Raw genomic sequence first — 25,217 nt, 5'->3', positions numbered from 1 at the left:
CACCCAGGGGGTCGATCATGAAGTTGGCGGCGACAATCCGGACGGAAAGCGCCGCCAACTTCATGATCACCGGGCGGGTCAGCCGGCCAGGTGGTGCCAGCGGGGCTCCAGGTCGTGCCAGGGGCCCTGGGCGGCCACCGTGCCGTCGACCAGGACCACCACGTGGTCCGCGCGGACCAGGGCGGCCCGTTTGGCGGTCGACCCGACCACGGTCACGCCGTGCTCCCGCAGGGCGGCCCAGAGCGCCAGCTCGGTGGTGACGTCCAGCGCCGACGACACGTCGTCGGCGACCAGCAGCTCGGTACGCGGCGCGAGCGCCCGGGCCAGCGCCAGCCGCTGGAGCTGGCCGCCGGAGAGCCGGGTGCCCTTGTGCCCGATGAGCAGCCCGAGCCCACCGCCCGCCGCCGCCAGGTCGTGGTCGAGCTGGGCGGTGGTGACCGCCTCGGCGGCGTCCACCTGGTGCCCGAGCGCGATGTTGTCGGCCACCGTCCCGGAGAGCACCCGGGGCAGCTGCCCGACGTAACCGACCTGGCCGGGGCGGAGGAACAGCTCCGGCTCGGTGACCGGCTCGCCGTTCCAGCGCAGCGCGCCGGTGTGGTGGACGATCCCGGCGAGCGCCCGCAGCAGCGACGACTTGCCGGACCCGACCGGCCCGACCACCAGCACCAACTGCCCCCGCTCCACGGTGAGGTCGACGTCCCGGACCGCGAGGGTGCCGTCGGTGTGCAGCGCCCCGAACCCGGCGAGTTCCAGCCGGCGCAGCGGGCGCCGGGGCGGCGGCTCCGGCGCCGGCGCGGTGCCGGCGGCCAGATCCACCCCGGGGATCGCCGCCGAGTACACCGCCGCCCCGCTCATCGCCACCGTCCGCCGGGTCCACACCCGGGCCGACGGGTAGTTGGAGACCAGCGACGCGGTGGTCCAGGCGAACCAGCGGGCCGCGCCCAGGGTGGAGACGGCCACCAGGGTGGCCCCGGCGGAGAGCCCCCCGGCCAGGTAGAGCGCCCAGGCCCCGATCGGCAGCAGCCCGCTGGTCAGGGACGGCGTGGACCGCGCCCACACCTGCATGGCGATCTCCCGGCGCTGCCGGTCGCTGCGCACCGTGTCCAGCGCCGCGAGATGGTCCAGCACCGGCCGGGTGGCGCCCGCGAGCTTCACCGTACGGGCGGCGGAGAGCGAGGAGACCAGGGCGGTGGCGAACGCCGCACGGGCCTTCACCGTGCCCCGGGCGGTCCGTTCCAGCCGGGGCGCGAACAGCGTCGCGGCCAGCCCGGAGACCACCATGGTGCCGAGGAAGAACAGCGCCGGCACGAAGCTGCCGGTCACCACGGTCATGGTGAGCAGGATGGCCAGCGAGATGAACTGGTCCATCAGGTTGTCGGCCAACTGCACCACCCGGTCCGTGTCCCCGCCCTGCGCCACCACCTCGGCCGGGGTGTGCCCGCTGACCCGGCGCGGGCCGGTCTGGCCGTACACCAGCCGGGCGCTGATCCGCAGCATCTGCCGGATCCACCACTGCGGGAACCAGAGGTTGGTCAGGTAGGGCACCGGCAGCACCACCAGCAGCGCGGCGGCGATGCCGAGCGCCGCCAGCCAGGGGTCTCCCCCGCCGACCACCTCGGCCCAGAGCCAGGGCAGCACCGCGCCGTCCAGCCCGAGCAGGGTCATCACGATGAACAGCCCGACCGAGAGCAGGCCGTACCGGGGGTCGTTGGTGCCCAGCCGGAGGATCTCCCGCAGCGTCCGCGCGGGCGGCGGGTCGGGCACCGGCGGCGGGTCGGTGCGCGCCACGGCGACCTGGCGGGGGACGTCGCTCCGGGCGGCCTCCGCCGCCGGTTCCCCGTCCCACGCCTCGGGCGGCCCGTCGAGCAGGTCCAGCCCGCCACCCCGGGCGCCCGCACCGGCGTACGCGGTGGCGTGGCTGGTGGCGAGCAGCTCGGCGAAGCGGACCGACTCGCTCAGCGGCGCGGCCTCCAGCACCGCGCCGTCGCCCATCACCACCACGTCGTCGCAGCGGCGCACCGAGGAGAGCCGGTGCGCGATGACGATGCCGATCCGGTCGGTGAGCAGCCGCTCGGTGGCCTGGCGTACCCGGGTCTCGGTGACCGGGTCGAGCCGCGCGGTCGCCTCGTCGAGGATCACCACGCGGGGGTCCCGGACCAGGATCCGGGCGAACGCCACGAGCTGCTCCTGCCCGGCGGAGAGCACGTGCCCGCCCTCGCCCAGCCGGGTGTGCACCCCGTCGGGCAGCTCGGCGATCCAGCCGGCCAGCCCCAGCTCCTCCAGCGCCCGGGTGGCGTCGTCGAGCAGGGCGGGGTCGAAGAGGGCGACGTTCTCGGCGAGGGTGCCGGCGAGGATCTCGGTGCGCTGGGGGACCACGGCGATCCACCGGCGCAGCGCCTCGACGTCCAGGTCGACCAGGTCGGTGTCGCCGAGGAAGACCGTGCCGCGCGGCACGTCCACGGCCCGGGTGAGCACCTTGGCCAGCGTCGACTTCCCGGAGCCGGTCCGCCCGACCAGGGCGTACGACCGGCCCCGGTGGAAGCTGAGCCGCACGTCGCGCAGCGCCGGTCCGCGGTCGTCGTCGGTGCTCGGGTAGCGGAAGGTGAGCCCGCGGACGGTGAGGTCGCCGTCCACCGGGGCGACGCCGCCGGCCGGTTCCTGGCGGGAGCCGGCGAGCAGCTGCACCCGCGCCCACGCGCCGAACGCCTGCTGCAGGTGCGGCACCCAGCGGGCGATGTGCTCGACGGTCGCCCCGAAGGCGAGCACGAGCAGCCAGATGGCGGTGAGCCGGGCGGCGTCCACCCGGCCGGTGGCCAGCGCCCAGGCCCCGGCCAGCACCACGCCGACGATGCCGAGCCGGACCCCGCCGGCGGCCAGCGCGGTGACCCGGGCGGACAGCCGGAACACCGTGCCGCCCCGGCGGATCACCGCGGCCGCCCGCCGCGCGTAGAGGCGCAGCACGTACGGCCGGGCCAGGCTGGTCCGGACGTCGTCCTGGCCGTGCACCGCCTCCTCCATCACGGCGGCGAGGTCGGACCAGGCCTCCTCCTCCGCCATCCGGGCCGGGGCGATCCGGGTGGTGGGTCGGCGCAGCAGCACGCCGAGCAGCGCGGTCAGCAGGATCATCCCGACGCCGGCCGGCCACCAGACGACCAGCGCGCTGACCGTGGCGAGCAGGCAGACGGCGACGCCCTGCACCAGGCGTACGCCGGTGTTCCGCAGCTCGGAGCCGACCTGGTAAACGTCGTTGTCGATCCGGTCGAGCAGTTCACCGACCGGGGTGGTCTCCAGGGTGGGCAGGTCCTGCCCGAGCGCCACCCGGCACAGCCGGCGGCGCACGTCGGCCGACCAGTCGGCGGTGAGCCGGGCCATCACCAGCCCGACCACCAGGTCGGTGCCGACGGCGGCGACCAGCGCGGCGGCCAGCAGCACGAACCAGCCGGTGGACCGGTGCACGAGGACCGGCCCGGCCAGCGCGGAGGCGGCGGCCTGGCCGGCGGCGCCCAGAACGATCAGGAGCCCCACCAGGGCCAGGCGGCGAGGTGCGGTGGCCCACAGATCTCGGAGCAGGCGCATGGCAGGTCCTCCGGACTCGGATCGGTGGGGGCGGTGCTCCCAGCCTCGCCGGTCGGGGCGGTACGGCTCAAACGATTTACGTCTGCGCGACCCGGCGGACGATGCCGAGCAGCGCCTCCTGCACGTCCTCGATCGGCCGGTCCGGCTGGAACACCAGCCAGTCCACGGCCACCACCAGGCCCACGCCGAACAGCGCCGAACTGGCCGTCCGCACGTCCAGGTCGGCGGGGAGGTCGCCGCTGGCCACGCCGGACCGGACGGTCTCGGCGATCACCTCGATCGCCTCGCCGCGCAGCAGCCGCAGGGTCTGCTGCCACTCCCGGTTGGTGCGCCACATCTCGGAGAGCAGCAGTTGGGCGAAGGCCCGGTAGCGGCGGATGTACTCCAGCTCGGCGCGGACCAGCGCGGCGAGCGCCTCGCGGGGCGGCAGCCCGTCGACGGCGGCCCGGAAGTCGGCGGTGAGCAGGCCGATGCCGTGTCGCAGCAGCTCCTCGAAGAGCACCGTCTTGGACTCGAAGTTGTAGTAGACGGTGCCCTTGGCCACCCCGGCCCGGGCCGCGATGTCGTCCACGGTGGTCGCGGAGAAACCCTGCTCGGCGATGAGTTCCACCGCCGCCACGAAGAGGCGCTGGCGGGTGTCCTCCCGCCGGCGCGACCGTCCGTCCGTCACCCGCCCATCCTCACATGGTCAGTTCGGGGTGCAGCTTGGCCGGGGTGAGCCGGCGGGAGCGGCGCGCCGCGCCGACGGCGAGCACCATGGCGCCGGCCCCGAAGGCGAGCAGCACCAGGGCGCCGGTGACCACCGGAGCGGCGGGGCCGCCGTTGATCGTGTGCCGCAGTCCGCCCACCACGTACGTCATCGGCAGCCAGGGGTGGATCGCCTGGAAGAAGCCGGGCGAGGTCTGCACCGGGTAGGTGCCGCCGGAGGAGGTGAGCTGGAGCATCAGCAGGGCCAGCGCGGCGAGCCGGCCGGCCGGGCCGAGCGCCACCCCGAGCAGCTGCATGATCGCGGTGAAGGCCAGTGCGGCGAGCGCCAGCAGCCCGAAGGTCGCCACCGGGTGCGTCGGGTCGAGGCCGAGCGCCAGGGTTACCACGGTGAACAGGACCGTGACCTGGGCCAGCCCGATCGCGGCGGCGGGCAGCCAGCCGGCGAGCACGACCCGCCAGCCGGGCGCGTCGGACATCACGTGCCGCCGGTTGACCGGACGCAGCAGCATGTACGTGATCATCGCGCCGACCCAGAGGGCGAGGGCCAGGAAGTACGGGGCGAAGCCGACGCCGTACGAGCCGGCCGGGTGGTGCGACGTGCGGAGCAGGCCGACCGGGTCGCCGAGGATGTCGGAGCGGCTGTCGGCGTCGTGGTATCCGGGCAGCTTGTCGGCGCCGGCGGCGAGCCCGTCGGCCAGGTCGCCCGCCCCGCCCTCCAGCTTGGTGAGGCCGCTGACCAGCCGGTCGCTGCCGCTGCCGAGCTGGGCCAGCCCGCCGTCGAGCTGCCGGGCGCCGGTGGCGAGCCGGTAGAGCCCGCCGCGGAGCTGGTCGGCGCCGTCCGCGGCGTCGCCGAGGCCGTCGCGCAGCTTGGCGCTGCCCTGGGCGAGGGTGCCGAGCCCGGTGGCCAGCTCGTCGACCTTGGCCCGGGCGGAGGCGACGTCGTCGGCCAGGTGCGGGGCGGCGGCGGCCACCTCGCGGGCGGTCTGCGCGACCTCGGTCATCTGCTTCTTCAGGGCGGCCAGGTCGGTCCGGTCCAGCGCGGCGGCCATCGCCCGGGCGGTGCTCGCCGCCTGGTCGGCGGCCCGCTGGGCGGCCACCACGTTCGGGTCGTCGGCCAGCTCGGGGTGGGCCTGGACCAGCGCGTCGAGGCGGTCGCTGACCTCCTCCGCCTGGGTGACCACCGCGTCGGCCTTGGCGGGCAGCGTGTCGATGCCGTCGGCCAGCGCCTGCGCGCCCTCGGCCACGAGGGTGGCGGCCCGCTGGATGTCGTCGGCGTTCTTGCGCAGCAGCGGCTCGTACCGGTCGGCGGCGGCGTCCACCTTGGCGGCGGCGGCCTTCGTCTCGATGGCGGCCCGGCTCGCGCCGTCGGCGATCTGCGCGGCGCCGGTGTAGAGCTGGTCCAGGCCGCTGGCCAGCTTGTCGGCGCCCTGCGCGGACCGGTCGAGGCCGCCGGCGAGCTGCCCGGCGCCGTCCTCGGCGCTGTCCAGCCCGTCGGCGATCTTCCCGGCGCCCTGCTCCGACGCGCCGAGCCCGTCGTGGATCTTCCCGGCCCCGTCGGCGGCCCGGCCGGTCTCGGCCTTGGCGTCGGTGAAGCCGATCAGCATCTTGTCGAAGTACGAGGCGGCGGTGCTCTCCGCGGCGGCGGCCCGGATCTCGCTGAACGCGGAGCGGGCGAGCAGCCCGGAGAGGTAGTTGGTGGCGTCGTCGTTGACCACCTTCAGCTCGCCCCGGCGGGCCGGCTGGTCCGGCTCGGGGCTGGCCGCCAGGGTGGCGGAGAAGTCGGCCGGGATGGCGAAGACGAGGTGGTAGCGGCCGTCGCGGAGCCCTTCGGTGGCGTCGTCCTGGTCGGTCACCGTCCAGCCGAAGACCTTGCGGTGCAGCAGCTCATCGGTGAGGTCCCGGCCGGCGTGCACCTCGCTGCCGTCGGCGGCCTTCGCCGGCCGGTCGGCGTTGACCAGGGCGACCGGGATGCGGTCGAGGTTCCCGTACGGGTCCCAGAAGGCGTAGAGGTAGAGCGCGCCGTAGAGCAGCGGGATGACGGTGAGGACGGCGAGCGCGGCGCGGGGCAGCCGGCCCCGGGTCATCCGGCGCAGCTCGAACAGCGCGAGTCGGAGAACGCTCATGCGTGCACCTCGGGGGTCTGATCGTCCGCCGCAGGCGGCGCGACGAGGGCGGGGGTGGGCAGGGTGGGGTCACCGATGCGGTGCACGACCGCGGTGGCGCCGGGCTCGACGGCGCGGGCGCTGGCGACCACCGCGTACCCCTGGTCGGCGAGGCGGGCCAGGGCGGCCCAGATCCATTCCCGCTCGGGGGCGTCGGAGCCGGCGTCCACGTCGTCGGCGACGATCAGGCTGGGTCCGCTCAGGCTGGCCAGCACCAGGCCGAGCACCTGCCGCTCGACCGGGGTGAGGTCGCGGCCGTACCGGTCGGGGTCGAGCGGGGCGTCGGTGAGGCCGGCGCCGGCGATGGCGGCGGCGAAGGCGTCCCGGCGGTAGGCCCGGCGGGCCCGCACCGCGGCGACCGGGACGAGCTGGCGACGGCGGCGCGGCACCGGCCCGAGCAGCAGCAGCCGCTCCTGGATGTGCTCGGCGACGGTCAGTGTCGGGTCGGGCTCGTGCACCCCGGCGACCTGGCCGAGCGCGGCCGGGCCCCGGCGGCGCAGCTCGCCGTCGGTGTGCGGGAAGCGCCCGGCCAGGGCGAGCAGCAGGGAGGTACGGCCGCTGCCCGGCGGTCCGGTGACGGCGTGCAGCTCCCCGGTCTCGGCGGTGAGGTCGACGTCCCGGTACACCCAGCCGCGGCGGGTCCGCAGACCCAGCCCGCTGGCCTCGACGATCTTCACGGTTCCTCAACTTCTAAACTGACCGGTCAGTATAAAAACATGGCCAGCATAGCGCCGACTGTCCGGTTCGGCGCAATTCGAGGCGACGTGATCCCGGCCATGCCGGGGGACGGGTTCAGAACAGCACGGTGGCGAGCGTGCCCACCGGGCGGAAGCCGCAGCGCTCGTAGACCCGCCGGGCGGGCAGGTTGAAGTCGTTGACGTAGAGGCTGACGGTCGGCGCGAACCGGGCCAGGGCGTCGCGGACCACCGCCGCCATCGCCGCGGTGGCGATCCCCCGCCCCCGCCACTCCGGCGCCACCCAGACCCCCTGGACCTGCGCGGTGCGCCGGGTCACCACCGCCAGCTCGGCCTTGAAGATCACCTTGCCGTCCGCGAACCGGGCGTAGGCCCGCCCGGCGCGGACCAGATCGGCCACCCGCCGCCGGTAGCCGCGCCCGCCGTCCTCGACCAGCGGCGACACCCCGACCTCCTCGGTGTACATCGCCACCGCCGCGGGGAAGAGCTGGTCGATCTCGTGGCCGCACACCCGGCGCACCTCGGGGTCGGCCGCCACGTCGGGCAGCGCGTCCGTGGCCAGCAGCGGCTGGTTCGGGCGTACGTCCCGGGCCGGCCCCCAGTGCGCGGAGAGGCGGTCCCAGAGGCCGAGCACGGCGTCGGCGCGGCCCACGATCGAGGAACAGAGCCGCTCCTCCGCGCTCAACTGCTCGGCGAAGGCGGCCACCGCCGGCGCGGAGGCGAGCACCGGGGTGAGGTTGCCGCCCAGCCAGCAGATCGACTCCAGGTTGCGCCGGGCGCCGTAGCCCAGGATCCGCCCCTCGGCCCGCCACCAGGCCAGGCCCCGGGCGGCGACCCGCTCGGCGACCTGCGCGCCGGCGTACGGGTCGAGGTCGAGCAGCCGTTCGACCGCACGGCGCTCCGACTCCCCGAGTTGGCGTACCGGCACCGTGAGCACGGATACCAGCCTGCCAGATGCGCCGGGGGGCGCGCGGGCCGACCTGAGGACCCGGTGAGCGGCGGCTCAGCCCACCGGCACCGGCGCCCCGACCGGCTCGGTCGGGCGCGTCCGGGCGGCCCACCGCACCACCGGGGGCACCAGCAACCCGAGCACGAGGAACATCCCGCCGAGCAGCAGCCAGCCGGGGACGCCCCAGCCAACCGCCAGGGTGGTCACCACCACCGGGGCGACCATCGAACCGAGCTGCATGCCCATCCCGTACGCGCCCTGGTACTGGCCCTGCGCGTGGGCCGGGGCGAGGCCGAACGAGATGCCCCAACCGGCGGCGGCGTGCCACAGCTCCCCCACCACGTGCACCAGCGCCCCGCCGAGCAGCAGCGGCACGGCCACCGCGGCCGACACTCCGCCGCTGGCCGCGAAGAGCGCGCAGGCCACGGCGATGACCGCGCCGGCCCGGCGGGCGGCGCGACCGGCACCGGCCAGTTCCTCGGTGCCGCGCGAGGCGCGCACCTGGAAGAGCACCACCATCACGGTGTTGACCAGCAGGCACGCCGAGATCAGCCAGCGCGGCGCGGTGGTGTGCTCGGCGATCCAGAGCGGCAGGGCGATGTTGAGCAGCCCGAAGTGCATCGACATCAGCCCGTCGAGCACCGTGAAGGCGAGGAACGGCCGGTCCCGCAGGGCGATCAGCCGCGGCCCGTGCGTCGGGGCCGGGACCGGCGGCACGGCCGGCAGCCGGAGCAGCACCGCCGCCGCGAGCAGGTAGGTCAGGGCGTCGAGCAGGATCAGTGCCGCGTACGCCGCACGGGTGTCGGCGGCGAGGCCGACGCCGGCGAGCACCGCTCCGACGGAGATCCCCACGTTGGTCACCGCCCGCAGGTAGGCCCGGGTGCGGACCCGCTGGTCCGGCGGGACCGCCCCGGCGATCAGCGCCCCGCGTGAGCCGCGGGAGGCGGCGTCGACGAGGGCCATCAGGGCCCCGATCAGGAGGAACGTCGCGAACGACCCGACGGCCAGCAGCGCGGCGGTGCAGACCGCCGAGGCGAGCAGTGCGCCGAGCTGCAGGCCACGCGGGCCGTACCGGTCGGCGAGGTAGCCCATCGGCGCGCTGGCCACGAGGCTGACCAGCGCGGTGAGGGTGAGGCCGAGGCCGACCTGGGAAACGGACAGCCCCACCGACCGGGTCAGGAACAGCGCGCTGGCGGTCAGCCAGGTGCCCCGGCCGATGGTGTTGACCAGGGTGGACAGGGCGAGGGTCCGGGCCGGGCCCGGTTCGGGAAGCAGCCGCACGGCAGGATCCTACCAAGACGTACGTACGGTTTGTGTCCCGCCCAAGGACCGTGACCTCTCCGAAGCGCCTCGTACCGAGAAAGAGTGGCCATTCCACGTGGAATGGCCACTCTTTCCGTGCATCAGCGCCCGTGGGACGTGGGGCGGGATGGTGGGTCAGTGCACGGTCACGGTGGCGCCGGGGACCAGGTCGCGGAGTTCCTCGGGGATCTCGGCGCCCATCTCGTCGGCGATCCGGAGCGCCTCCTCGATCAGCGTCTCCACGATCTGGCCCTCGGGCACGGTCTTGACGACCTGGCCCTTCACGAAGATCTGGCCCTTGCCGTTGCCGGAGGCGACACCGAGGTCGGCCTCGCGCGCCTCACCCGGGCCGTTCACCACGCAGCCCATGACCGCGACGCGCAGCGGCACCGGCAGCCCCTCCAGGCCGGCGGTGACCTCCTCGGCCAGCTTGTAGACGTCCACCTGGGCCCGGCCGCAGGACGGGCAGGAGACGATCTCCAGGCCCCGCTCGCGCAGGCCCAGCGACTCCAGGATCGCGGCGCCGACCTTGATCTCCTCCACCGGCGGGGCGGACAGGGAGACCCGGATGGTGTCGCCGATCCCCTCGGCCAGCAGCGCGCCGAAGGCGACCGCCGACTTGATGGTGCCCTGGAACGCCGGGCCGGCCTCGGTGACGCCCAGGTGCAGCGGGTAGTCGCACTTCTCGGCGAGCTGCCGGTAGGCCCGGATCATCACCACCGGGTCGTTGTGCTTGACCGAGATCTTGATGTCCCGGAAGCCGTGCTCCTCGAAGAGCGAGCACTCCCAGAGCGCCGACTCGACCAGCGCCTCGGCGGTGGCCTTGCCGTACTTGGCGAGGAGCCGCTTGTCCAGCGAGCCGGCGTTCACGCCGATCCGGATCGGCACGCCCGCGTCACCGGCGGCCTTGGCGATCTCCTTGACCTTGTCGTCGAACTGGCGGATGTTGCCCGGGTTGACCCGGACCGCGGCGCAGCCGGCGTCGATCGCGGCGAAGACGTACTTCGGCTGGAAGTGGATGTCGGCGATCACCGGGATCTGCGACTTCCTGGCGATCGCCGGCAGCGCCTCGACGTCGTCCTGGGACGGCACGGCCACCCGGACGATCTGACAGCCGGCGGCGGTCAGCTCGGCGATCTGCTGGAGCGTGGCGTTCACGTCGGCGGTCAGGGTGGTGGTCATGGACTGCACGGAGACCGGCGCGCCCCCACCGACCGGCACCGGGCCGACCATGATCTGGCGGCTGGCCCGGCGCGGGGCGAGCGGCGGCGGCGGTACGGGGGGCATACCGAGACTGACAGCGGTCACTTCAGGCACTCACCTTGAGAAGAGCGTGATCGGGTTGACGACGTCCGCGGTGACGGTCAGCAGCGTGAACGCGCCACCGATGAGGATCACCGCGTACGTGATGGGCATGAGCTTGAGGTAGTCGACGCGGCCGGGGTCGGGGCGGCCGATCCGGGCGTAGACCCAGGAGCGGGCCCGCTCGAACCAGGCGATGGCGATGTGACCGCCGTCCAGCGGCAGGAGCGGCAGCAGGTTGAACACGCCGATGAAGAAGTTCAGCGAGACGAAGAGCATGAAGAACACCAGCCAGGCGCTGTTCTCCACCGCCTCGCCGCCGAGGCGGCTGGCCCCGACCACGCTGATCGGGGTGTCCGCGTCCCGCTCGCCGCCGGTGATCGCGGTCCACAGGGCCGGCACCTTCTGCGGGATCCGCTGCAGGGCGTGCGCGGTCTGCACCGCCATGTTGCCGGTGAAGTCGGCGGTGGCGCCGAACGCGTCCACCGGACCGTACTGGACCAGGGTCGGCGTGCTCGGCCGGAGCGCCACGCCGAGCGCGGAGACCGCCGAGGTGGCACCCTTCGGGTCGGTCAGCGGCGGGCGCTGCACGGCGGCCAGGTCGACGGTGGCGGTGGCCGTCCGGCCGTCGCGGACGTACTCGACGGTGGCCGTGCCCGGCTTGGTGGCCCGGACCACGTCCAGCATGTCGCCCCAGGTGGAGACCGGCCTGCCGTTGACGGCGGTGATCCGGTCGCCGTCCTTGAGCTGGGCCCGGGCGGCCGGGCTGGCCGGGTCACCGGCCTGGCAGCCCCGACTGACGTTCTCCACGACGACGCACGGGGCCAGGGCGATCACCGCGGGCTCGGCCTTGTAGCCCTCCTCGGTGCTCGGGAACTTCGGGTTGGGCAGGCCGGCGGAGACCGCGAGGATCCAGAGCGTCACCAGGGCCAGGGCGAAATGGGTGATGGAGCCCGCCGACATCACGATCGTCCGCTTCCACACCGGGTACCGCCACATGGCGCGCGGCTCGTCGCCGGGGTCGACGTCGTCGTCCTGCGGGGTCATCCCGACGATCTTGCAGAAGCCGCCGAGCGGGATGCCCTTCACGCCGTACTCGGTCTCGCCCCGCTTGAACGACCAGAGGGTCGGGCCGAACCCGACGAAGTAGCGGGTGACCTTCATCCCGAAGCCCTTGGCGGTGAGCATGTGCCCCGCCTCGTGCAGGCTCACCGAGATGAGGATCGCGAGGGCGAAGAGCACCACCCCGAGCAGGTAACCCATCAAGCTCCTTCCACCGACCCGACGATGATCTCCTGGGCGTGCGCCCGTGCCCACGACTCGGCGGCGAGCACGTCCTCGACGGTACCTGGTTCGGCGAAGTCGGGAGCGTCCTCCAGCACGCGCTGGAGGGTGTCGACGATGCCGAGGAACGGCAGCCGCCCGGCGACGAACGCCGCCACGCACTCCTCGTTCGCCGCGTTGTAGATCGCCGGCCGGCACCGCCCGGCCTCGCCGGCCGCCTTGGCGAGGGCGACCGCCGGGAAGGCGGCGTCGTCGAGCGGGAAGAACTCCCAGGTGTGCGCCTTCGCCCAGTCGACGGCCGCGGCCGCCGCGGGCACCCGGTCCGGCCAGCCGAGGCCGAGGGCGATGGGCAGCCGCATGTCCGGCGGGCTGGCCTGGGCGAGGGTGGAGCCGTCGGTGAACTCGACCATCGAGTGGATCACCGACTGCGGGTGCACCATCACCTCGATGTCGGCGTACGGCACGTCGAACAGCTCGTGCGCCTCGATCACCTCCAGCGCCTTGTTGACCATGGTGGCGGAGTTGATGGTGACGACCGGACCCATGTTCCAGGTGGGGTGCGCCAGGGCCTGCTCGGGCGTGACCTCGATCAGCTCGTCGCGGCGCCGGCCCCGGAACGGGCCGCCGCTGGCGGTGACCACGAGCCGACGGACCTCGCCGCGGGTGCCGCCCCGCAGGCACTGCGCCAGCGCCGAGTGCTCGCTGTCCACCGGGACGATCTGCCCCGGCCGGGTCACCGCGGCCTTGACCAGCGGGCCGCCGGCCACGAGCGACTCCTTGTTGGCCAGGGCGAGGGTACGCCCGGCGCGCAGCGCGGCCAGCGTCGGCGCCAGCCCGAGCGAGCCGACCACCCCGTTGAGCACCACGTCACCGGGCCACCCGGCCAGCTCGGTCATGGCGTCCGGGCCGGCCACGATCTTGGGAAGCTTGAAGTCGCCGGTGGCCCAGCCGCGCCGGCTCGCCTCGCCGTAGAAGGCGAGCTGCAGATCCTGGGCGGCGGACGCCTTCGCCACGCCGACCACCTCGACCCCCAGCTCGAGGGCCTGGGCGGCGAGCAGCTCCACGTTGCCGCCGCCGGCACCGAGCGCCACCACCCGGAACCGGTCCGGGTTGCGCCTGACGATGTCGATGGCCTGGGTGCCGATCGAGCCGGTCGAGCCGAGCAGGACGAGGTCGCGGGGAGACGTCACCCGCCCATTCTTCCCCAGCGCCCCTGAGCGCCCGCTGGGAGCCTCGCTCCCCCGCTGTCCGGTTCCGCCACCGGGCCGGCTCGGCGCGGCCCCGGCGGCCTCGCCGGCACGACGGCCACGACTGCCACGCCCGTCACTCCGCCCGCAGCACGAAGGTCTCCAGGTCCATGCCGTACCAGTCGGACCGGACGCCGAGGTGGGTCATGCCGAGCCGCCGGGCCACCGCCATCGACGCCTCGTTGCCGGCCATCACCACCGCGTAGACCTGCCGGGTGCCGGTGGCGAACTCCCGGTCCAGCACCGCCCGGGCGGCCTCGGTGGCGTAGCCGTGGCCCTGCGAGTCGGGATGCAGGTGCCAGCCGACCTCGAGATCGTCGGTCGGGGTCACCCCGTCCCGTCCCGGCAGCGGCTTCAGCAGGACGCTGCCCGCCGCCCGGCCGCTGTCCCGCGGCTCGATCGCCCAGATCCCCCAGCGGCCGGCGTACGGTTCGTAGCGGTCCCGCCAGGAGCGCACCCGCTCCCGCGCCTCGGCCGGGTCGGTCAGCCGCCCCTTGCCCCCGCCCAGCCAGCGCATCACCTCGTTCCGGGAGTAGATGTCGTAGACCCGGTCGAGGTCCGCCGGCGTCTCGGTCCAGTCCCGGACCAGCAGGCGGTCCGTCGAGGCGATCATCATGCCGCCGGATCGTAATGCGTGCCGCCGGGCAACCCGGGGAAGGAGGTCCCGGTGGGTACGGGATGGCAGCGGACGAAGCGGATCGCCGGCGCGGCGTTCCGGCCGGTTCGCGGGCGGGACCTGTCGCTGCACGCGGCCGCGATCACCTTCTACGGGGCGATCGCGGTGGTGCCGGTGGCGCTGCTGGCGATCTGGCTCACCGGGCTGGTCGCCGGCGACGACCACGTCCGCCGGCTAACCTCGTACGCGATCAACACGCTGCCCACCGACATCGGCGCCAACCGGGCGGTGGCCGCGCTGGTGGAGGCCGGGCTGGGGCTCACCCCGCTGCTCGCGCTCTCCTCGCTGCTGCCCGCGTCGCTGTACGGGGAGGGGCTGCGCCGCGCCTTCGTCTCGGTGGCCGAGCCGGGCGGCGGCGAGTCCGGCGCGCTGGTGGGCTGGCGGGGCCGGCTGCTGCTGCTCCCGCTGCTCGCCCCGGCCCCCGCGCTGCTGCTGTCGATCCTGGTGGCGCTGCCGCTGACCACCCGGCTGGTCCGGCAGGGCGGCTGGGCCGGGGCGCTGGGCGTGGTGCTGTCGTTCCTGGCGGTGTGGCTGGTGCTCACCCCGGTGCTGATGTGGGTGTTCCGGGTGGTCGGTCCGGCCTCCCCCGACTGGCTGGCCACCCTCGGCATGGGCTCGTTCACCGCCGCCAACCTCTCCGGGTTCCTGCACGGCTTCGTGCTGTTCTGCTCGCTGCCGCTGAACCTGGGCCTGCCGTTCGGCGGGTTCACCGCGATCGGCGCCGGGGTGGCGGTGCTCCTCTGGCTCTACCTGTTCCACGTGATCGTCCTGGCCGGCTACTCCGCCACCCTGGCCCTGAGCCGCTGGCGCGCCGTCCGCCTCGCGGCACGCAGGTCAGCGGAGGGACTGCCGGGCGGCGGCGGGCGGGGCTAGGGTGCGCGGGTATGAGCGAAGCGAGTGAGCTGCCGGGCCGCGCCGACGTCGTCGTGGTCGGCTCCGGGCACAACGGGCTGGTATCGGCGATCCTGCTGGCCCGCGCCGGGCTGGACGTGCTGGTGCTGGAGGCCGCCGAGGTGATCGGCGGGGCCACCCGGACGGAGAATCCGTTCCCCAAGGTGCCGGGGCTGCGGCACTCCACCGGCTCGTACCTGCTCGGGCTGATGCCGCCGGAGCTGCTGGCCACGCTGGAAGTGAAGATCCCGGTGCTGCGCCGCGACCCGCACTACTTCCTGCCCACCCCGGGCGGGCCGGGCTCGCCGTACCTGCTCTTCGGCAGCGACACCGCGGCCACCCGGCGGCAGCTCGCCGAGTTCTTCTCGCCCGAGGACGTGGCCGCCGACGACGCCCTCCAGGCCGAACTGGCCCACCTCCGGGCGGACCTGGCCCCGGCCTGGCTGGCCGAGCCGCTGCCGGTGGAGGAGACCGCCGAGCGGTACGTCCGCCCCGCCCTGCGGCAGGTCTTCGTCGACCTGGTCCGCGGTTCGGTCGTCGACTACCTGGCCCGCTTCGACTTCCGCTCCGAGCTGCTGGTCAGCATGTACGCGGTCACCGACGGCCTCTCCGGCCTCAACGCCGGGCCGGACGACCCCGGCACCGGGCACAACTTCCTGGTGCACAACATGTGCCGGCTGCCCGGCTCGGACGGCACCTGGATGATCGCCCAGGGCGGGATGGGCACGGTCTCCCGGACCTTCGCCGAGGCCGCCCGCGCCGCCGGGGCCCGCATCGTGACCGGTACGCCGGTCACCGCGATCACGCTGGACCACGGCGCGGCCAGCGGGGTGGTGCTCGCCGACGGCCGGGCGGTGGCCGCCTCCGTGGTGCTGGGCGCCTGCGACCCGTACCGGCTGATGGGGCTGTTGCCCGACGGCGCGCTCCCGGCGGCCCTCACCGACCGGATGGCGGCGGTCCGCCGCCCCGGCACCACGCTCAAGCTCAACCTGGCGCTGACCGGGCTGCCCCGCTTCTCCTGCCTGCCGGCGGACGCGCCGAGCCCGTTCGGCTCGACCATCCACCTGCTCCCCGGCTCGGCCTCGCTGGTCGGCGCCGGCGGCGAGCCACCGCTGGCCGCGCTGCGCGCGATGTGGGCGGACGTGCAGGCCGGGCGGCTGCCCGAGGAACCCACCATCGAGTGGTACCTGCACACCACGGTCGACCCGTCGCTCTCCGACGGTGCGGGGCACCACTCCTCGGCGCTGTTCGTCCAGTCGGTCCCCTACGAGCTGGCCGGCACGACCTGGGACGCGGCGCTGCCCGGCTACGCGGAGAAGCTGATCGCCATCTGCGAGCGGTACGCCCCGGGGAGCGGGGACCTGATCGCCGACGCGGTGCCGCTGCCGCCGCCCGGCATCGAGGCGCACTTCGGCATCACCGGCGGGCACATCCACCACGTCGACAACACCGTCTCCTTCACCGACCGGATGCCCTACGCGACCGGGGTCGACGGCGTGTACGCGGGCAGCGCCGGCTGCCACCCGGCGGGCAGCGTGATCGGCGCCGCCGGGCACAACGCCGCCCAGCGCATCCTCAGCGACCTGGGCCGCTGACCGCCTCTCCGGCGGGGGCCGGGTTGTCCGCGTCCGCGCGGTGGGCGCGGATCTTGTGGCCGACACTGGTCAGGCAGCGGCCGCTGGCCAGGTCGAACTTCCAGCCGTGCAACTGGCAGGTGAGCTGGTCGCCGTCGACGATGCCGAACCGGCTCAGGTCCGCCTTCAGGTGCGGGCAGCGGCGCTGCACCACCCAGCCGTCCAGCGTGATGTCCTCGGCGTCGACCGCCCGCTCGTGCTCGTCGTACCAGCCCTCGGCGTACTGGAGGCGCTCCTCGGAGAGGCACTTGAAGAAGGCGTAGACGAACTCGTTGTACTGCCCGATCCGGGCCGCGGAGAACCGGCAGGACAGGAAGAGCGAGTTGACCCAGTCCACCTCGCCGATGTGCAGCAGGTGCTCGATCAGCGCCCGCTCGGTGCGGAACCGGTAGCGGACCTTCTCGTCCGCGTACGGCCGGACCTCCTTGCCCGGGAAGTCGACCACGATGGATTCGACGCTCTCCCCGTCGTACCCCACCAGGTCGAAGCGGACCGGGCCGCCGACCCCCTTGGCCAGGTAGATCGACTCGTCGAGCAGCGGCTCGATCCGGCGCTTCATCTCGCCGAGCACGTCGACCTCGGGGTGCCGCCAGGACGCCTTCTCGGCCTCGATGATCGGGCGCTTACGCTCCCGCATCTCCTCCAGGTGGGCGACCTTGTTCGCGAAGAACTCCTCGACCGGCACCGGGTGGGTGGTGGTCGTGCCCTCGGTGGTGACCTCCGCGACGCTGCCGGGCAGGAGCACGATGCCGTTGGTGCCGCCGACCTTCGCGTACTCGGCGAGGAAGACCGACTGGTCGGGGAAGATGTTGCCCTCGTCGCCGAAGATGTCGTTGAACTGCCACAGCTCGTCGTCGAGGAAGCACGGCGGCCCGGCGATCGGGAAGACGTGGTCCGCCTTCAGGTCGTCGATGTACCGCCAGGTGCGGTCGAACTGCCGGTCCCGCTTCTGCTTGCCGAACGCGGTCTTCGCCGCCTGCGGCAGCTCGTAGACCATCGGATACCAGATCGCGCCGGAGAACTGGAGCATGTGCGCGTGCACGTGGCCCAGCTCGGCGAAGACGCTCAGGTCGGTCGGGCGGGCGTCGTTCTGGTTGAGCAGCCGGACCCCGTCGTACTCCACCCAGAGCGAGGAGTCGCCGATCGGCCCGTCGGTGGGGCTGGTGAGCGCCTGGATCATGATCTTCAGCCCGCCGGGCAGCTCCACGACCTGCTCGTTCGGCGCCTTGAGGAACTTGGTGAAGCCCAGCGCCCGCAGCTCGTCCTCCATCTCCGAGGTGGGGAACTCGGGCAGCAGGACGGTGGCGTCCTTGGACACGAAGTCCCGCAGGTGCTTCGCGTCGAAGTGGTCCCGGTGCAGGTGCGACACGTAGAGGTAGTCGACCTGGCCCAGGCTCGCCCAGTCGAGGCGGGAATTGTCCGGGAAGGGGAACCAGGAGGCGAAGTAGGCGGGATTGACCCACGGGTCGCACAGGATGCTGCCCGCGGCCGTGTCGATCCGCATGCTGGCATGTCCCGTACCGGTCACTCGCACCGCAGTCCCCCTCAAAAAGACAATCAGGCGTACGTGAAGACGCTACCGGAGGCAGTGTGGTCGGCGTCCCGCGACGCCGGTAGTGCCCTTCCGCCCGGCCGGGAACGGGACCAACGGCCCCGGCGCCCCGGCACCCGCCTCGTCCCGACGGCCCGCTTGGTCCCGACGGCCCGATCTCGTCCCGACGGCCCGATCAGGGCGGACCCCGCACCGGGGCCGCCGCGGGGCGTGCCAGACTAACCGGAGATCCGATCGCGAGGGAAGGACCGACAGTGGCAGGAAGCGAGCCGGTAACCGCGCCAGATCAGCACAAGCCCGGACACCGCAAGTCCGGACGGATCGGTGCGGTGCTGTCGGCGGTGGTGTTGGTGATCATGGCGTTCTGCGGCAACCACGAGGGCAAGGTCGAGGACATCTGGCTGATCGGGCTCGCCGCGCTGCTGCTGGCCATCGTGATCGGCGACAGCGTGCTGCGGCGCAACGGCCTGCGGTCCTGACCTTCGATCGCGCTCGACCGCCACGTGCGAGGGCCCGCCCCCGGCCGGGGGCGGGCCCTCGTCGTCGTTCCCGGTCGGTCAGCGACCCAGGAGGATGTCCTGCACGTCCTTGAGCGCGGCGTCGACCTCGGCCTCGAAGTAGCCGCCGGGCACCAGGCCGAAGCGCAGCGTGTCCAGGTCGTTCGGGTTCACCGGCATCGGGTTGCGGCCCTGCATCCCGCCGAGCAGGGTCTCGAAGAACCGGTCGACCTGGTCGGGGTCGTACCCGCTGCCGAAGCGGCGCACCTGGAAGCTGCGGCGGATCTGGTCGACCCGGTAGAGGTCGCTGCCGGGCGGGCCGGCCATCGGCGGACCCACCATCGGCGGGCCGGCCATCGGCGGCGGGCCGGGCATGCCGGGACCGGGGCCGTAGCCCTGGTCCGGGCCCGGACCGTAGCCCTGGTCGGGGCCGCCACCGAAGCCCTGCTGCGGCAGCGGCGGCGGGCCGGCCGGACCACGACGCAGGTCACGCAGGTCCCGCTCGGGCATCCGGATCTCGGCCGTCATGTCGGTCCGGCCACGCCGGCCGGCCTCGAACCCGTCGAACCGTTCGTCCGGGCCGTAGCCACCCGGGCGATCGTCCTGGCCGTAACCGGCCGGGCGATCGTCCTGGCCGTAACCGGCCGGGCCGGGCGGAAGGCCCCGCGACGGTGGGCCGCCGTGGCCCATCGGGCCGGGACCACCCGGACCACCCGGGCCCATCGCGCCGGGGCCACCCGGGCCCATCGGGCCGGGGCCGCCCGGGCCGCGCGGCGGCTCGTAGTTCACCCGGCGGCCCTCGTACCCACCCGCGGCGAAGGCGCCGGTGGGCTCGTCGTAACGGTTCCCGTAGCGGTCCGCGGGCGGGCCGGCCTGCGCGGGCATCTGCCGCGGCGGCATCGGGGGCTGCGGCACGGGCGAGAGCCCGCGGTCGTCGCGCATCGGCGGGCCCATCCGGTCCGCCATGCGCGGGTCACCGCCGCGCCCGCCAGCCGGGCCGCCGCGCTCCTCGAGCTCGGCCAGCTGCCGCTCGACCCGGTCGAGGTGCAGGTCGACCTGCCACTCGTCGTAGCCGTTGAACCGGACCCGGAAGACGACGTCGTGGACCTCCTGGGAGGCCACGGGCGCGCCGACCGGCTGACCGGCGAGTGTCGCCTCGACGCGGTCCAGGAAGGCGTCGACCTCGTCGACCTTGTATCCCCGGCGGAGCGCCTTACGCCGGAAACGCTGACCCTGACTCGCCACTATGTCTCCTGGTCTCGTACCGCTACGCCGTCGCGGTGCGCGGGTCGATGTCCCTGTCCTCGGCGGCGGCCAGCTGCCCACACGCGCCGTCGATCTCGCGCCCCCGGGTGTCCCGCACCGTGGTCGACACCCCGGCGTCGCGCAACCGCCGGACGAACTCCCGCTCGACCGGCTTCGGGCTGGCGTCCCAGCGGCTGCCCGGAGTCGGATTGAGCGGGATGAGGTTCACGTGGGCCAGCTTGCCGGCCAGCAGCCGCCCGAGCAGATCGGCTCTCCACGGCTGGTCGTTCACGTCCTTGATCATCGCGTACTCGATCGACACGCGACGGCCCGTCGAGTCCGCGTAGTCCCATGCCGCGTCCAGCACCTCGGACACCTTCCAGCGCTGGTTGACCGGGACGAGTTCGTCGCGCAGCCCATCATCGGGGGCGTGCAGCGACAACGCAAGGGTCACCGAGAGGTCTTCGCTGGCCAGTCGGCGGATGGCCGGCACCAGGCCGACCGTGGAAACGGTGATGTGCCGTTGCGACAGGCCCAGCCCCTCCGGGGCCGGCGCGACCAACCGGCGGATCGCCGCCACCACCCGGGAGTAGTTGGCCAGCGGCTCGCCCATGCCCATGAAGACGACGTGCGACAGGCGCGACGGCGAGCCGGCCACCGCGCCCGAGGCGGCCACCCCGGCGAGATAGACGGCCTGGTCGACGATCTCCGCGGTGGAGAGGTTGCGGGTCAGCCCGGCCTGGCCGGTGGCGCAGAACGGACAGGCCATGCCGCAGCCGGCCTGGCTGGAGATGCAGACGGTGACCCGGTCCGGGTAGCCCATCAGCACGCTCTCCACCAGCGAGCCGTCGTGCAGCCGCCAGAGCGCCTTGCGGGTGGCGCCGTCGTCGCAGGCCAGCTCGCGTACCGGGGTGAGCAGCGTGGGCAGCAGCGAACCGGCCAGCCGCTCCCGGGTGGCCGCCGGCAGGTCGGTCATCCGCCCCGGATCGCGCACCAGCCGACCGAAGTAGTGGTTGGAGACCTGCTTGGCGCGGAACGCCGGCTCGCCCAGCTCGGTGACGAGCGCCTGCCGGCCCGGCAGGTCCAGGTCGGCGAGGTGGCGGGGCGGCATCGCGGGTCGGCGGCCGCGGGCGTCGGGGTCCACGGGGATCACGGGGAGGCTCGTCATGGCGCGTCCAGTCTGACACGCCCGGAGCGGGACGCACCCGTCCGTAGGTGCCGAATCGGCCCCGACCGGCCGGCGGATGCGCGCCCGCGCAGGTGATTCATCCCTCAGCCCGCCGACGGGACGAAGACCGCGAGCAGCAGGTACGCGGTCGGCACCGCGAACAGGATCGAGTCGAGCCGGTCCATCAGGCCACCGTGCCCGGGGAGCAGGTTGCTCATGTCCTTCACCCCGAGGTCCCGCTTGATCATCGACTCGGCGAGATCACCGAGGACGGCCGCGCAGGAGATCGCGACACCGAACAGCGCGCCCCACCAGGGGACCACGTCGAGCAGCAGCCAGAGCAGCAGGGCGCTGCCGGCGGCGGCCGCGGTCACCGACCCGGCGAAGCCCTCCCAGGACTTCTTCGGGCTGATCGTGGGGGCCATCGGGTGCTTGCCGAAGGCGACGCCGGCCGCGTACCCGCCGGTGTCGGAGAGCACCACGGCGACCAGGGTGACCAGCACCCGCAGGTGCCCGTCGCCGGGCGCGGCGGCCAGCATCGCCGCGAAGCCGCCGAGGAAGGGCACGTAGACCGCGATCAGGGTGGCCGCGGTCAGGTCGCGCTGGTAGTTGCCGGGGCCGTCGCCGAGCCGCCAGATCATCGTGCCGAGCACCGTGACCAGCAGGCCGAGACTCAGCGCGTCCGGACCGGCGAACCAGCCCAGGCCGACGGTGATCACGCCGCCGGCGATCAGCGGCACCAGCGGCGGGTGGGCGCCGCTGCGGCGGACCGCGCGGGCCATCTCCCAGACCCCGATCGCCACCGCGGCGGCGATCACGGCCAGGAACGCCGGCAGGTAGAAGAAGAGCGGTACGACGATCGCCGCGCCGAGAGCCAGCCCGACGCCGATCGCGGCCGGCAGGTTGCGGCCGGCCCGCCCCGACGCCGCCTGGACGGTCGGCGGCCGGTCCGCGCTGGCCCGCCGCCGGCCCCGCGTCCGGCGCCCGGCCGGCGGCTCCGGGTCGGGCTCGCCGGGGACCGCCGCGAGTTGGGCGGTCGGTTCGTCCCGGACCGGTGCGATCTGCGCCGTCGGGTACTCGTCGTCCCCGCCGCGCGGATCGAGCCGGTGGCCGAGGTCGCGGGAGTCCTCGTGACCCCGGTCGTGCGGACCCGGGCCGTAGCCCCGGTCGCGCCGGTCGACGGCGTAGCCGGGGTCGAGGTCGCGCTCGCGCGGCCCCGGGTCGTAGCCCCGGTCGCGGGGGTCGTCGTGGCCCGGGTCGTAGCCCCGGTCGCGCGGCCCGCGGTGGCCGGCGTAGGCCCGGTCCGCGTCCCGGGGGCCGCGCTCCCGGCTCCGCGCGTCGTCCCGCCGCCCGGAGGCCGGAAATTCGTCGTACGGGCCGCGGTCACGCGGCCCGGCGTACCCGTCACCGGGCCGCCCGTACGGGTCGGCGGTGGGCTGGGGACGGCCGTACGGTCCGGCGTACGCCTCAGCGCCGCCCGACCGCTGCCAGGGCCCGGGCTCGATGTCGGTCTCCGGCCAGGGCAGCGGGCGCTCGGGACGGTCCCAGCCGCGCGGCTCGGTGGTGCCGTAGGGTTCGGGGTGGGACATCACGCACCGGGAAACGGTACGAGTGCCACCACGAGACGCAAGACCAAGACCATCCCCTACAGGCGCGACTGCTCTGGTTGACCGACCCGCCGGCCGGCTGATTCCCGTCGTTCACCCGGTGGTGGTCGGGAATCGTGCCGAGCCTACTGCACCCGGGAACCCGGCACGGCGGACGATGGCCCCGGATCGACGACGGCACCGGGCCCGCCGGCCCGGACGGGGCGGCGGCACACCGGTGCCGTGCCGGGTACAACCGGCCGCTCAGACCTCGAGCAGCTCGTTCTCCTTGTGCTTGACCAGCTCGTCGACGGTGCCGACGAAGCGCTGGGTCAGGTCGTCCAGGTCCTTCTCGGCGCGGCGGCCCTCGTCCTCGCCGACCTCGCCGTCCTTGACCAGCCGGTCCAGCTCTTCCTTGCCCTTGCGGCGGATGTTGCGGACGGCGACCTTGGCCTCCTCGCCCTTGTGTCGGGCGACCTTGATCATCTCGCGGCGCCGCTCCTCGGTCATCTGCGGGAGCAGGATGCGCAGCTGGTTGCCCTCGTTGTTCGGGTTCACGCCGAGGTCGGAGTCGCGGATCGCCTTCTCCATGGCGCCCAGCTGCGAGTTGTCGTACGGCTTGATGATCACCATGCGCGGCTCGGGAACCGCGATGGACGCCATCTGGGGCAGCGGGGTCGGGCTGCCGTAGTAGTCGATGACGATCCGGGAGAACATCGCGGCGTTGGCCCGACCGGTGCGGATCCCGCCGAACTCCTCCTTGGCGTGCTCGATGGCACGCTCCATCTTCTCCTCTGCCTCGAGGAGGGTGTCGTCGATCACCGGTCTCCTCGCCTCCTTCTGTCGCTCGTCGTGGCTGTGCTGGTGCTGCTGGGCCGGAGGACCGCTGCGGCTCGGACGGGGCCGATCAGGCGGTGATCAGCGTGCCGATCTTCTCACCGCCGACGGCGCGGACGATGGTGTCGTCGCCCTGGGCGCCGAAGACCAGCATCGGCAGGCCGTTCTCCATGCAGAGGCTGAAGGCCGCGGCGTCGGCGACCCGCAGGTTGCGGCGCAGCACTTCAGAGAAGGTGATGGAGTCGAGCTTGCTCGCCGTCGGGTCGACCCGGGGGTCGGCGGTGTAGACCGCGTCCACCCCGTTCTTGCTCATCAGCACCACGTCGGCGCGGATCTCCAGCGCCCGCTGGGCGGCGACGGTGTCGGTGGAGAAGTACGGCATGCCGGCGCCCGCGCCGAAGATGACCACGCGGCCCTTCTCCAGGTGCCGGATCGCCCGCAGCGGGATGTACGGCTCGGCGACCTGGGCCATGGTGATCGCGCTCTGCACCCGGGTCTCGATGCCCTCCTTCTCCAGGAAGTCCTGGAGGGCCAGGCAGTTCATCACCGTGCCGAGCATGCCCATGTAGTCGGCCCGGGCCCGGTCCATGCCGCGCTTCTGCAGCTCGGCGCCGCGGAAGAAGTTGCCCCCGCCGACCACCACGGAGACCTGCACGCCCCGGCGTACCACCGTGGCGATCTGCCGGGCGATGGCCTGCACGACGTCCGGGTCGACGCCGATCGCGCCGCCGCCGAAGACCTCGCCGGAGAGCTTCAGCACCACCCGGCGGGCCCGACCGGGCGGCGGGGCGGTGGGGTCATCCACCGCCAGGCTCCGGTCACTCACAACCTGCGTCATCCGCCCCGCCCCTTCCGTCGCGCACCCCGTGGGCGCCGCGTACCGCGTAACTGCCGTTGCCGACCCTATGTGACGAGGAGGCCGCGGTGCCTGTCACGTACACCGGCGGCCTCCTCGTCGACGTTCTTCCCTGCCCCGGGCGCGTCCTGCGCCCGGGGCGGCGGCTCAGGCCTGGCCGACCTCGAACCGCAGGAAGCGGGTCACCTCGATGCCGGCCTCGGCCAGCACCTGCTTCACCGTCTTCTTGTTGTCGGCGACCGAGGACTGCTCGACCAGGACGTAGTCCTTGAAGAAGGCGTTGACCCGGCCCTCGACGATCTTCGGCAGCGCCGCCTCGGGCTTGTTCTCCTCGCGGGCGGTCTGCTCGGCGATGCGCCGCTCCGACTCGACGACGTCGGCCGGAACCTCGTCGCGGGTCAGGTACTTCGGCCGCATGGCGGCGATCTGCATGGCCACGCCACGGGCGTCGGCGTCGGCGGCCTCGTCGGTCTTGCCGGCGTACTGCACCAGCACGCCGACGGCCGGCGGCAGGTCCTGGCTCTTGCGGTGCAGGTAGACCGCGGTGGTGCCGTCCAGCTTGGCGAAGCGGTTGAGCACCAGCTTCTCGCCGATCTTGGCGGACTGCTCCTGGATCAGGTCGGCCACCGGCTTGCCGTCGAGGGTGCTGGCGAGAAGCTCCTCGGCGTTGGTCGCGCCGCTGTTCTCGCCGTGCTCGACCAGCTGCTGGGCCAGGGCGATGAAGGCGTCGTTCTTGGCGACGAAGTCGGTCTCGCAGTTGAGCTCCAGCAGCGACGTGCCGGAGTGCGCGATCAGACCGTTCGCGGCGGTGCGGCCGGCCCGCTTGCCGACGTCCTTGGCGCCCTTGACGCGCAGGATCTCGATGGCCTTGTCGAAGTCGCCCTCGGCCTCGGTCAGCGCCTTCTTGGAGTCCATCATGCCGGCGCCGGTGAGGTCGCGGAGCTTCTTGACGTCCGCGGCGGTGAAGTTGGACATGACTCTCTCTTCGGTGGTTGAGACTGCGGTGGGATGGTCTGGCTGCCGGTTACCCGGATCCGGGCCGGTTGTGCC

At 73.7% G+C, this 25,217-nt stretch carries 20 protein-coding genes; 3 read left to right on the top strand and 17 right to left on the bottom strand.

The annotated features are described in order from the left end of the window. Nucleotides 1-78 precede the first annotated feature (78 nt). The 10 genes from EFE23_RS01830 to EFE23_RS01785 form a co-directional block, all read right to left on the bottom strand. Nucleotides 79-3,576, bottom strand: a complete 3,498-nt coding sequence (locus tag EFE23_RS01830) for an ATP-binding cassette domain-containing protein (protein ID WP_123239102.1) — start codon at nucleotides 3,574-3,576, stop codon at nucleotides 79-81. 76 nt (nucleotides 3,577-3,652) lie between these two features. Next, nucleotides 3,653-4,246, bottom strand: a complete 594-nt coding sequence (locus EFE23_RS01825) for a TetR/AcrR family transcriptional regulator (protein ID WP_123239101.1) — start codon at nucleotides 4,244-4,246, stop codon at nucleotides 3,653-3,655. Nucleotides 4,247-4,256: 10 nt separating this feature from the next. After that, on the bottom strand, nucleotides 4,257-6,407 hold the full coding sequence (locus EFE23_RS01820) for a YhgE/Pip family protein (RefSeq protein WP_123239100.1): 2,151 nt from the start codon (nucleotides 6,405-6,407) through the stop codon (nucleotides 4,257-4,259). Next, the gene (locus EFE23_RS01815) at nucleotides 6,404-7,123 is read right to left on the bottom strand and encodes an ATP-binding cassette domain-containing protein (protein WP_123239099.1); all 720 of its coding nucleotides are present in this window, start codon (nucleotides 7,121-7,123) and stop codon (nucleotides 6,404-6,406) included. Before EFE23_RS01815 ends, EFE23_RS01820 begins: the two co-directional genes overlap by 4 nt. Before the next feature lie 115 nt (nucleotides 7,124-7,238). Continuing rightward, nucleotides 7,239-8,078 carry a GNAT family N-acetyltransferase gene (locus tag EFE23_RS01810; RefSeq protein WP_123239098.1) on the bottom strand — a complete coding sequence of 280 codons (840 nt, stop codon included), beginning with the start codon at nucleotides 8,076-8,078 and terminating at the stop codon, nucleotides 7,239-7,241. A 66-nt stretch (nucleotides 8,079-8,144) separates the two neighbouring features. After that, nucleotides 8,145-9,371 carry an MFS transporter gene (locus tag EFE23_RS01805; RefSeq protein ID WP_123239097.1) on the bottom strand — a complete coding sequence of 409 codons (1,227 nt, stop codon included), beginning with the start codon at nucleotides 9,369-9,371 and terminating at the stop codon, nucleotides 8,145-8,147. A gap of 156 nt (nucleotides 9,372-9,527) precedes the next feature. Then, nucleotides 9,528-10,700, bottom strand: a complete 1,173-nt coding sequence (gene ispG, locus EFE23_RS01800) for a flavodoxin-dependent (E)-4-hydroxy-3-methylbut-2-enyl-diphosphate synthase (protein WP_123239096.1) — start codon at nucleotides 10,698-10,700, stop codon at nucleotides 9,528-9,530. Between the two features lie 9 nt (nucleotides 10,701-10,709). Continuing rightward, nucleotides 10,710-11,957 (bottom strand): M50 family metallopeptidase, encoded by a 1,248-nt coding sequence (locus EFE23_RS01795; protein ID WP_123239095.1) that lies wholly within the window; start codon nucleotides 11,955-11,957, stop codon nucleotides 10,710-10,712. After that, entirely contained in the window at nucleotides 11,957-13,168 is a 1,212-nt protein-coding gene (gene dxr / locus EFE23_RS01790; protein WP_123239094.1) for a 1-deoxy-D-xylulose-5-phosphate reductoisomerase, read from the bottom strand. Before dxr ends, EFE23_RS01795 begins: the two co-directional genes overlap by 1 nt. 133 nt (nucleotides 13,169-13,301) lie before the next feature. After that, nucleotides 13,302-13,841 carry a GNAT family N-acetyltransferase gene (locus EFE23_RS01785; protein WP_123239093.1) on the bottom strand — a complete coding sequence of 180 codons (540 nt, stop codon included), beginning with the start codon at nucleotides 13,839-13,841 and terminating at the stop codon, nucleotides 13,302-13,304. A gap of 51 nt (nucleotides 13,842-13,892) precedes the next feature. Between EFE23_RS01785 and EFE23_RS01780 the strand changes: the two genes are divergently transcribed. After that, the gene (locus tag EFE23_RS01780) at nucleotides 13,893-14,774 is read left to right on the top strand and encodes a YhjD/YihY/BrkB family envelope integrity protein (RefSeq protein WP_123239174.1); all 882 of its coding nucleotides are present in this window, start codon (nucleotides 13,893-13,895) and stop codon (nucleotides 14,772-14,774) included. Between the two features lie 11 nt (nucleotides 14,775-14,785). Then, nucleotides 14,786-16,387, top strand: coding sequence for a phytoene desaturase family protein (locus tag EFE23_RS01775; protein ID WP_123239092.1), 1,602 nt, complete (start codon nucleotides 14,786-14,788; stop codon nucleotides 16,385-16,387). Here the strand turns inward: EFE23_RS01775 and EFE23_RS01770 are convergent. Continuing rightward, nucleotides 16,368-17,960 (bottom strand): Rieske 2Fe-2S domain-containing protein, encoded by a 1,593-nt coding sequence (locus tag EFE23_RS01770; protein ID WP_123239091.1) that lies wholly within the window; start codon nucleotides 17,958-17,960, stop codon nucleotides 16,368-16,370. The two genes, EFE23_RS01775 and EFE23_RS01770, sit on opposite strands and share 20 nt — an antisense overlap. A gap of 272 nt (nucleotides 17,961-18,232) precedes the next feature. On the opposite strand from EFE23_RS01770, the gene EFE23_RS01765 reads away from it, so the two are divergent. Continuing rightward, complete coding sequence (locus EFE23_RS01765; RefSeq protein ID WP_123239090.1) at nucleotides 18,233-18,457, top strand: DUF2631 domain-containing protein; 225 nt, start codon at nucleotides 18,233-18,235, stop codon at nucleotides 18,455-18,457. Between the two features lie 78 nt (nucleotides 18,458-18,535). On the opposite strand, the gene EFE23_RS01760 is transcribed toward EFE23_RS01765, so the two are convergent. The 6 genes from EFE23_RS01760 to tsf form a co-directional block, all read right to left on the bottom strand. Next, entirely contained in the window at nucleotides 18,536-19,720 is a 1,185-nt protein-coding gene (locus tag EFE23_RS01760; RefSeq protein WP_123239089.1) for a DivIVA domain-containing protein, read from the bottom strand. Nucleotides 19,721-19,742: 22 nt separating this feature from the next. Further along, entirely contained in the window at nucleotides 19,743-20,888 is a 1,146-nt protein-coding gene (gene rlmN / locus EFE23_RS01755; RefSeq protein WP_123239088.1) for a dual-specificity RNA methyltransferase RlmN, read from the bottom strand. 104 nt (nucleotides 20,889-20,992) lie between these two features. Beyond that, nucleotides 20,993-22,477 (bottom strand): phosphatidate cytidylyltransferase, encoded by a 1,485-nt coding sequence (locus EFE23_RS01750; RefSeq protein ID WP_123239087.1) that lies wholly within the window; start codon nucleotides 22,475-22,477, stop codon nucleotides 20,993-20,995. Nucleotides 22,478-22,738: 261 nt separating this feature from the next. Continuing rightward, nucleotides 22,739-23,296, bottom strand: a complete 558-nt coding sequence (gene frr / locus EFE23_RS01745; protein ID WP_123239086.1) for a ribosome recycling factor — start codon at nucleotides 23,294-23,296, stop codon at nucleotides 22,739-22,741. Between the two features lie 85 nt (nucleotides 23,297-23,381). Beyond that, nucleotides 23,382-24,149 carry a UMP kinase gene (pyrH, locus tag EFE23_RS01740; RefSeq protein WP_123239085.1) on the bottom strand — a complete coding sequence of 256 codons (768 nt, stop codon included), beginning with the start codon at nucleotides 24,147-24,149 and terminating at the stop codon, nucleotides 23,382-23,384. Nucleotides 24,150-24,314: 165 nt separating this feature from the next. After that, complete coding sequence (tsf, locus tag EFE23_RS01735; protein WP_123239084.1) at nucleotides 24,315-25,142, bottom strand: translation elongation factor Ts; 828 nt, start codon at nucleotides 25,140-25,142, stop codon at nucleotides 24,315-24,317. Between the last annotated feature and the right edge of the window lie 75 nt (nucleotides 25,143-25,217).

It is taken from the genome of Micromonospora solifontis (assembly GCF_003725545.1).
Lineage (GTDB): Bacteria > Actinomycetota > Actinomycetes > Mycobacteriales > Micromonosporaceae > Micromonospora > Micromonospora solifontis.
The sequence above is the reverse complement of the archived record's forward strand: the minus strand, read 5'-3'. Positions and strand labels throughout refer to the sequence as shown.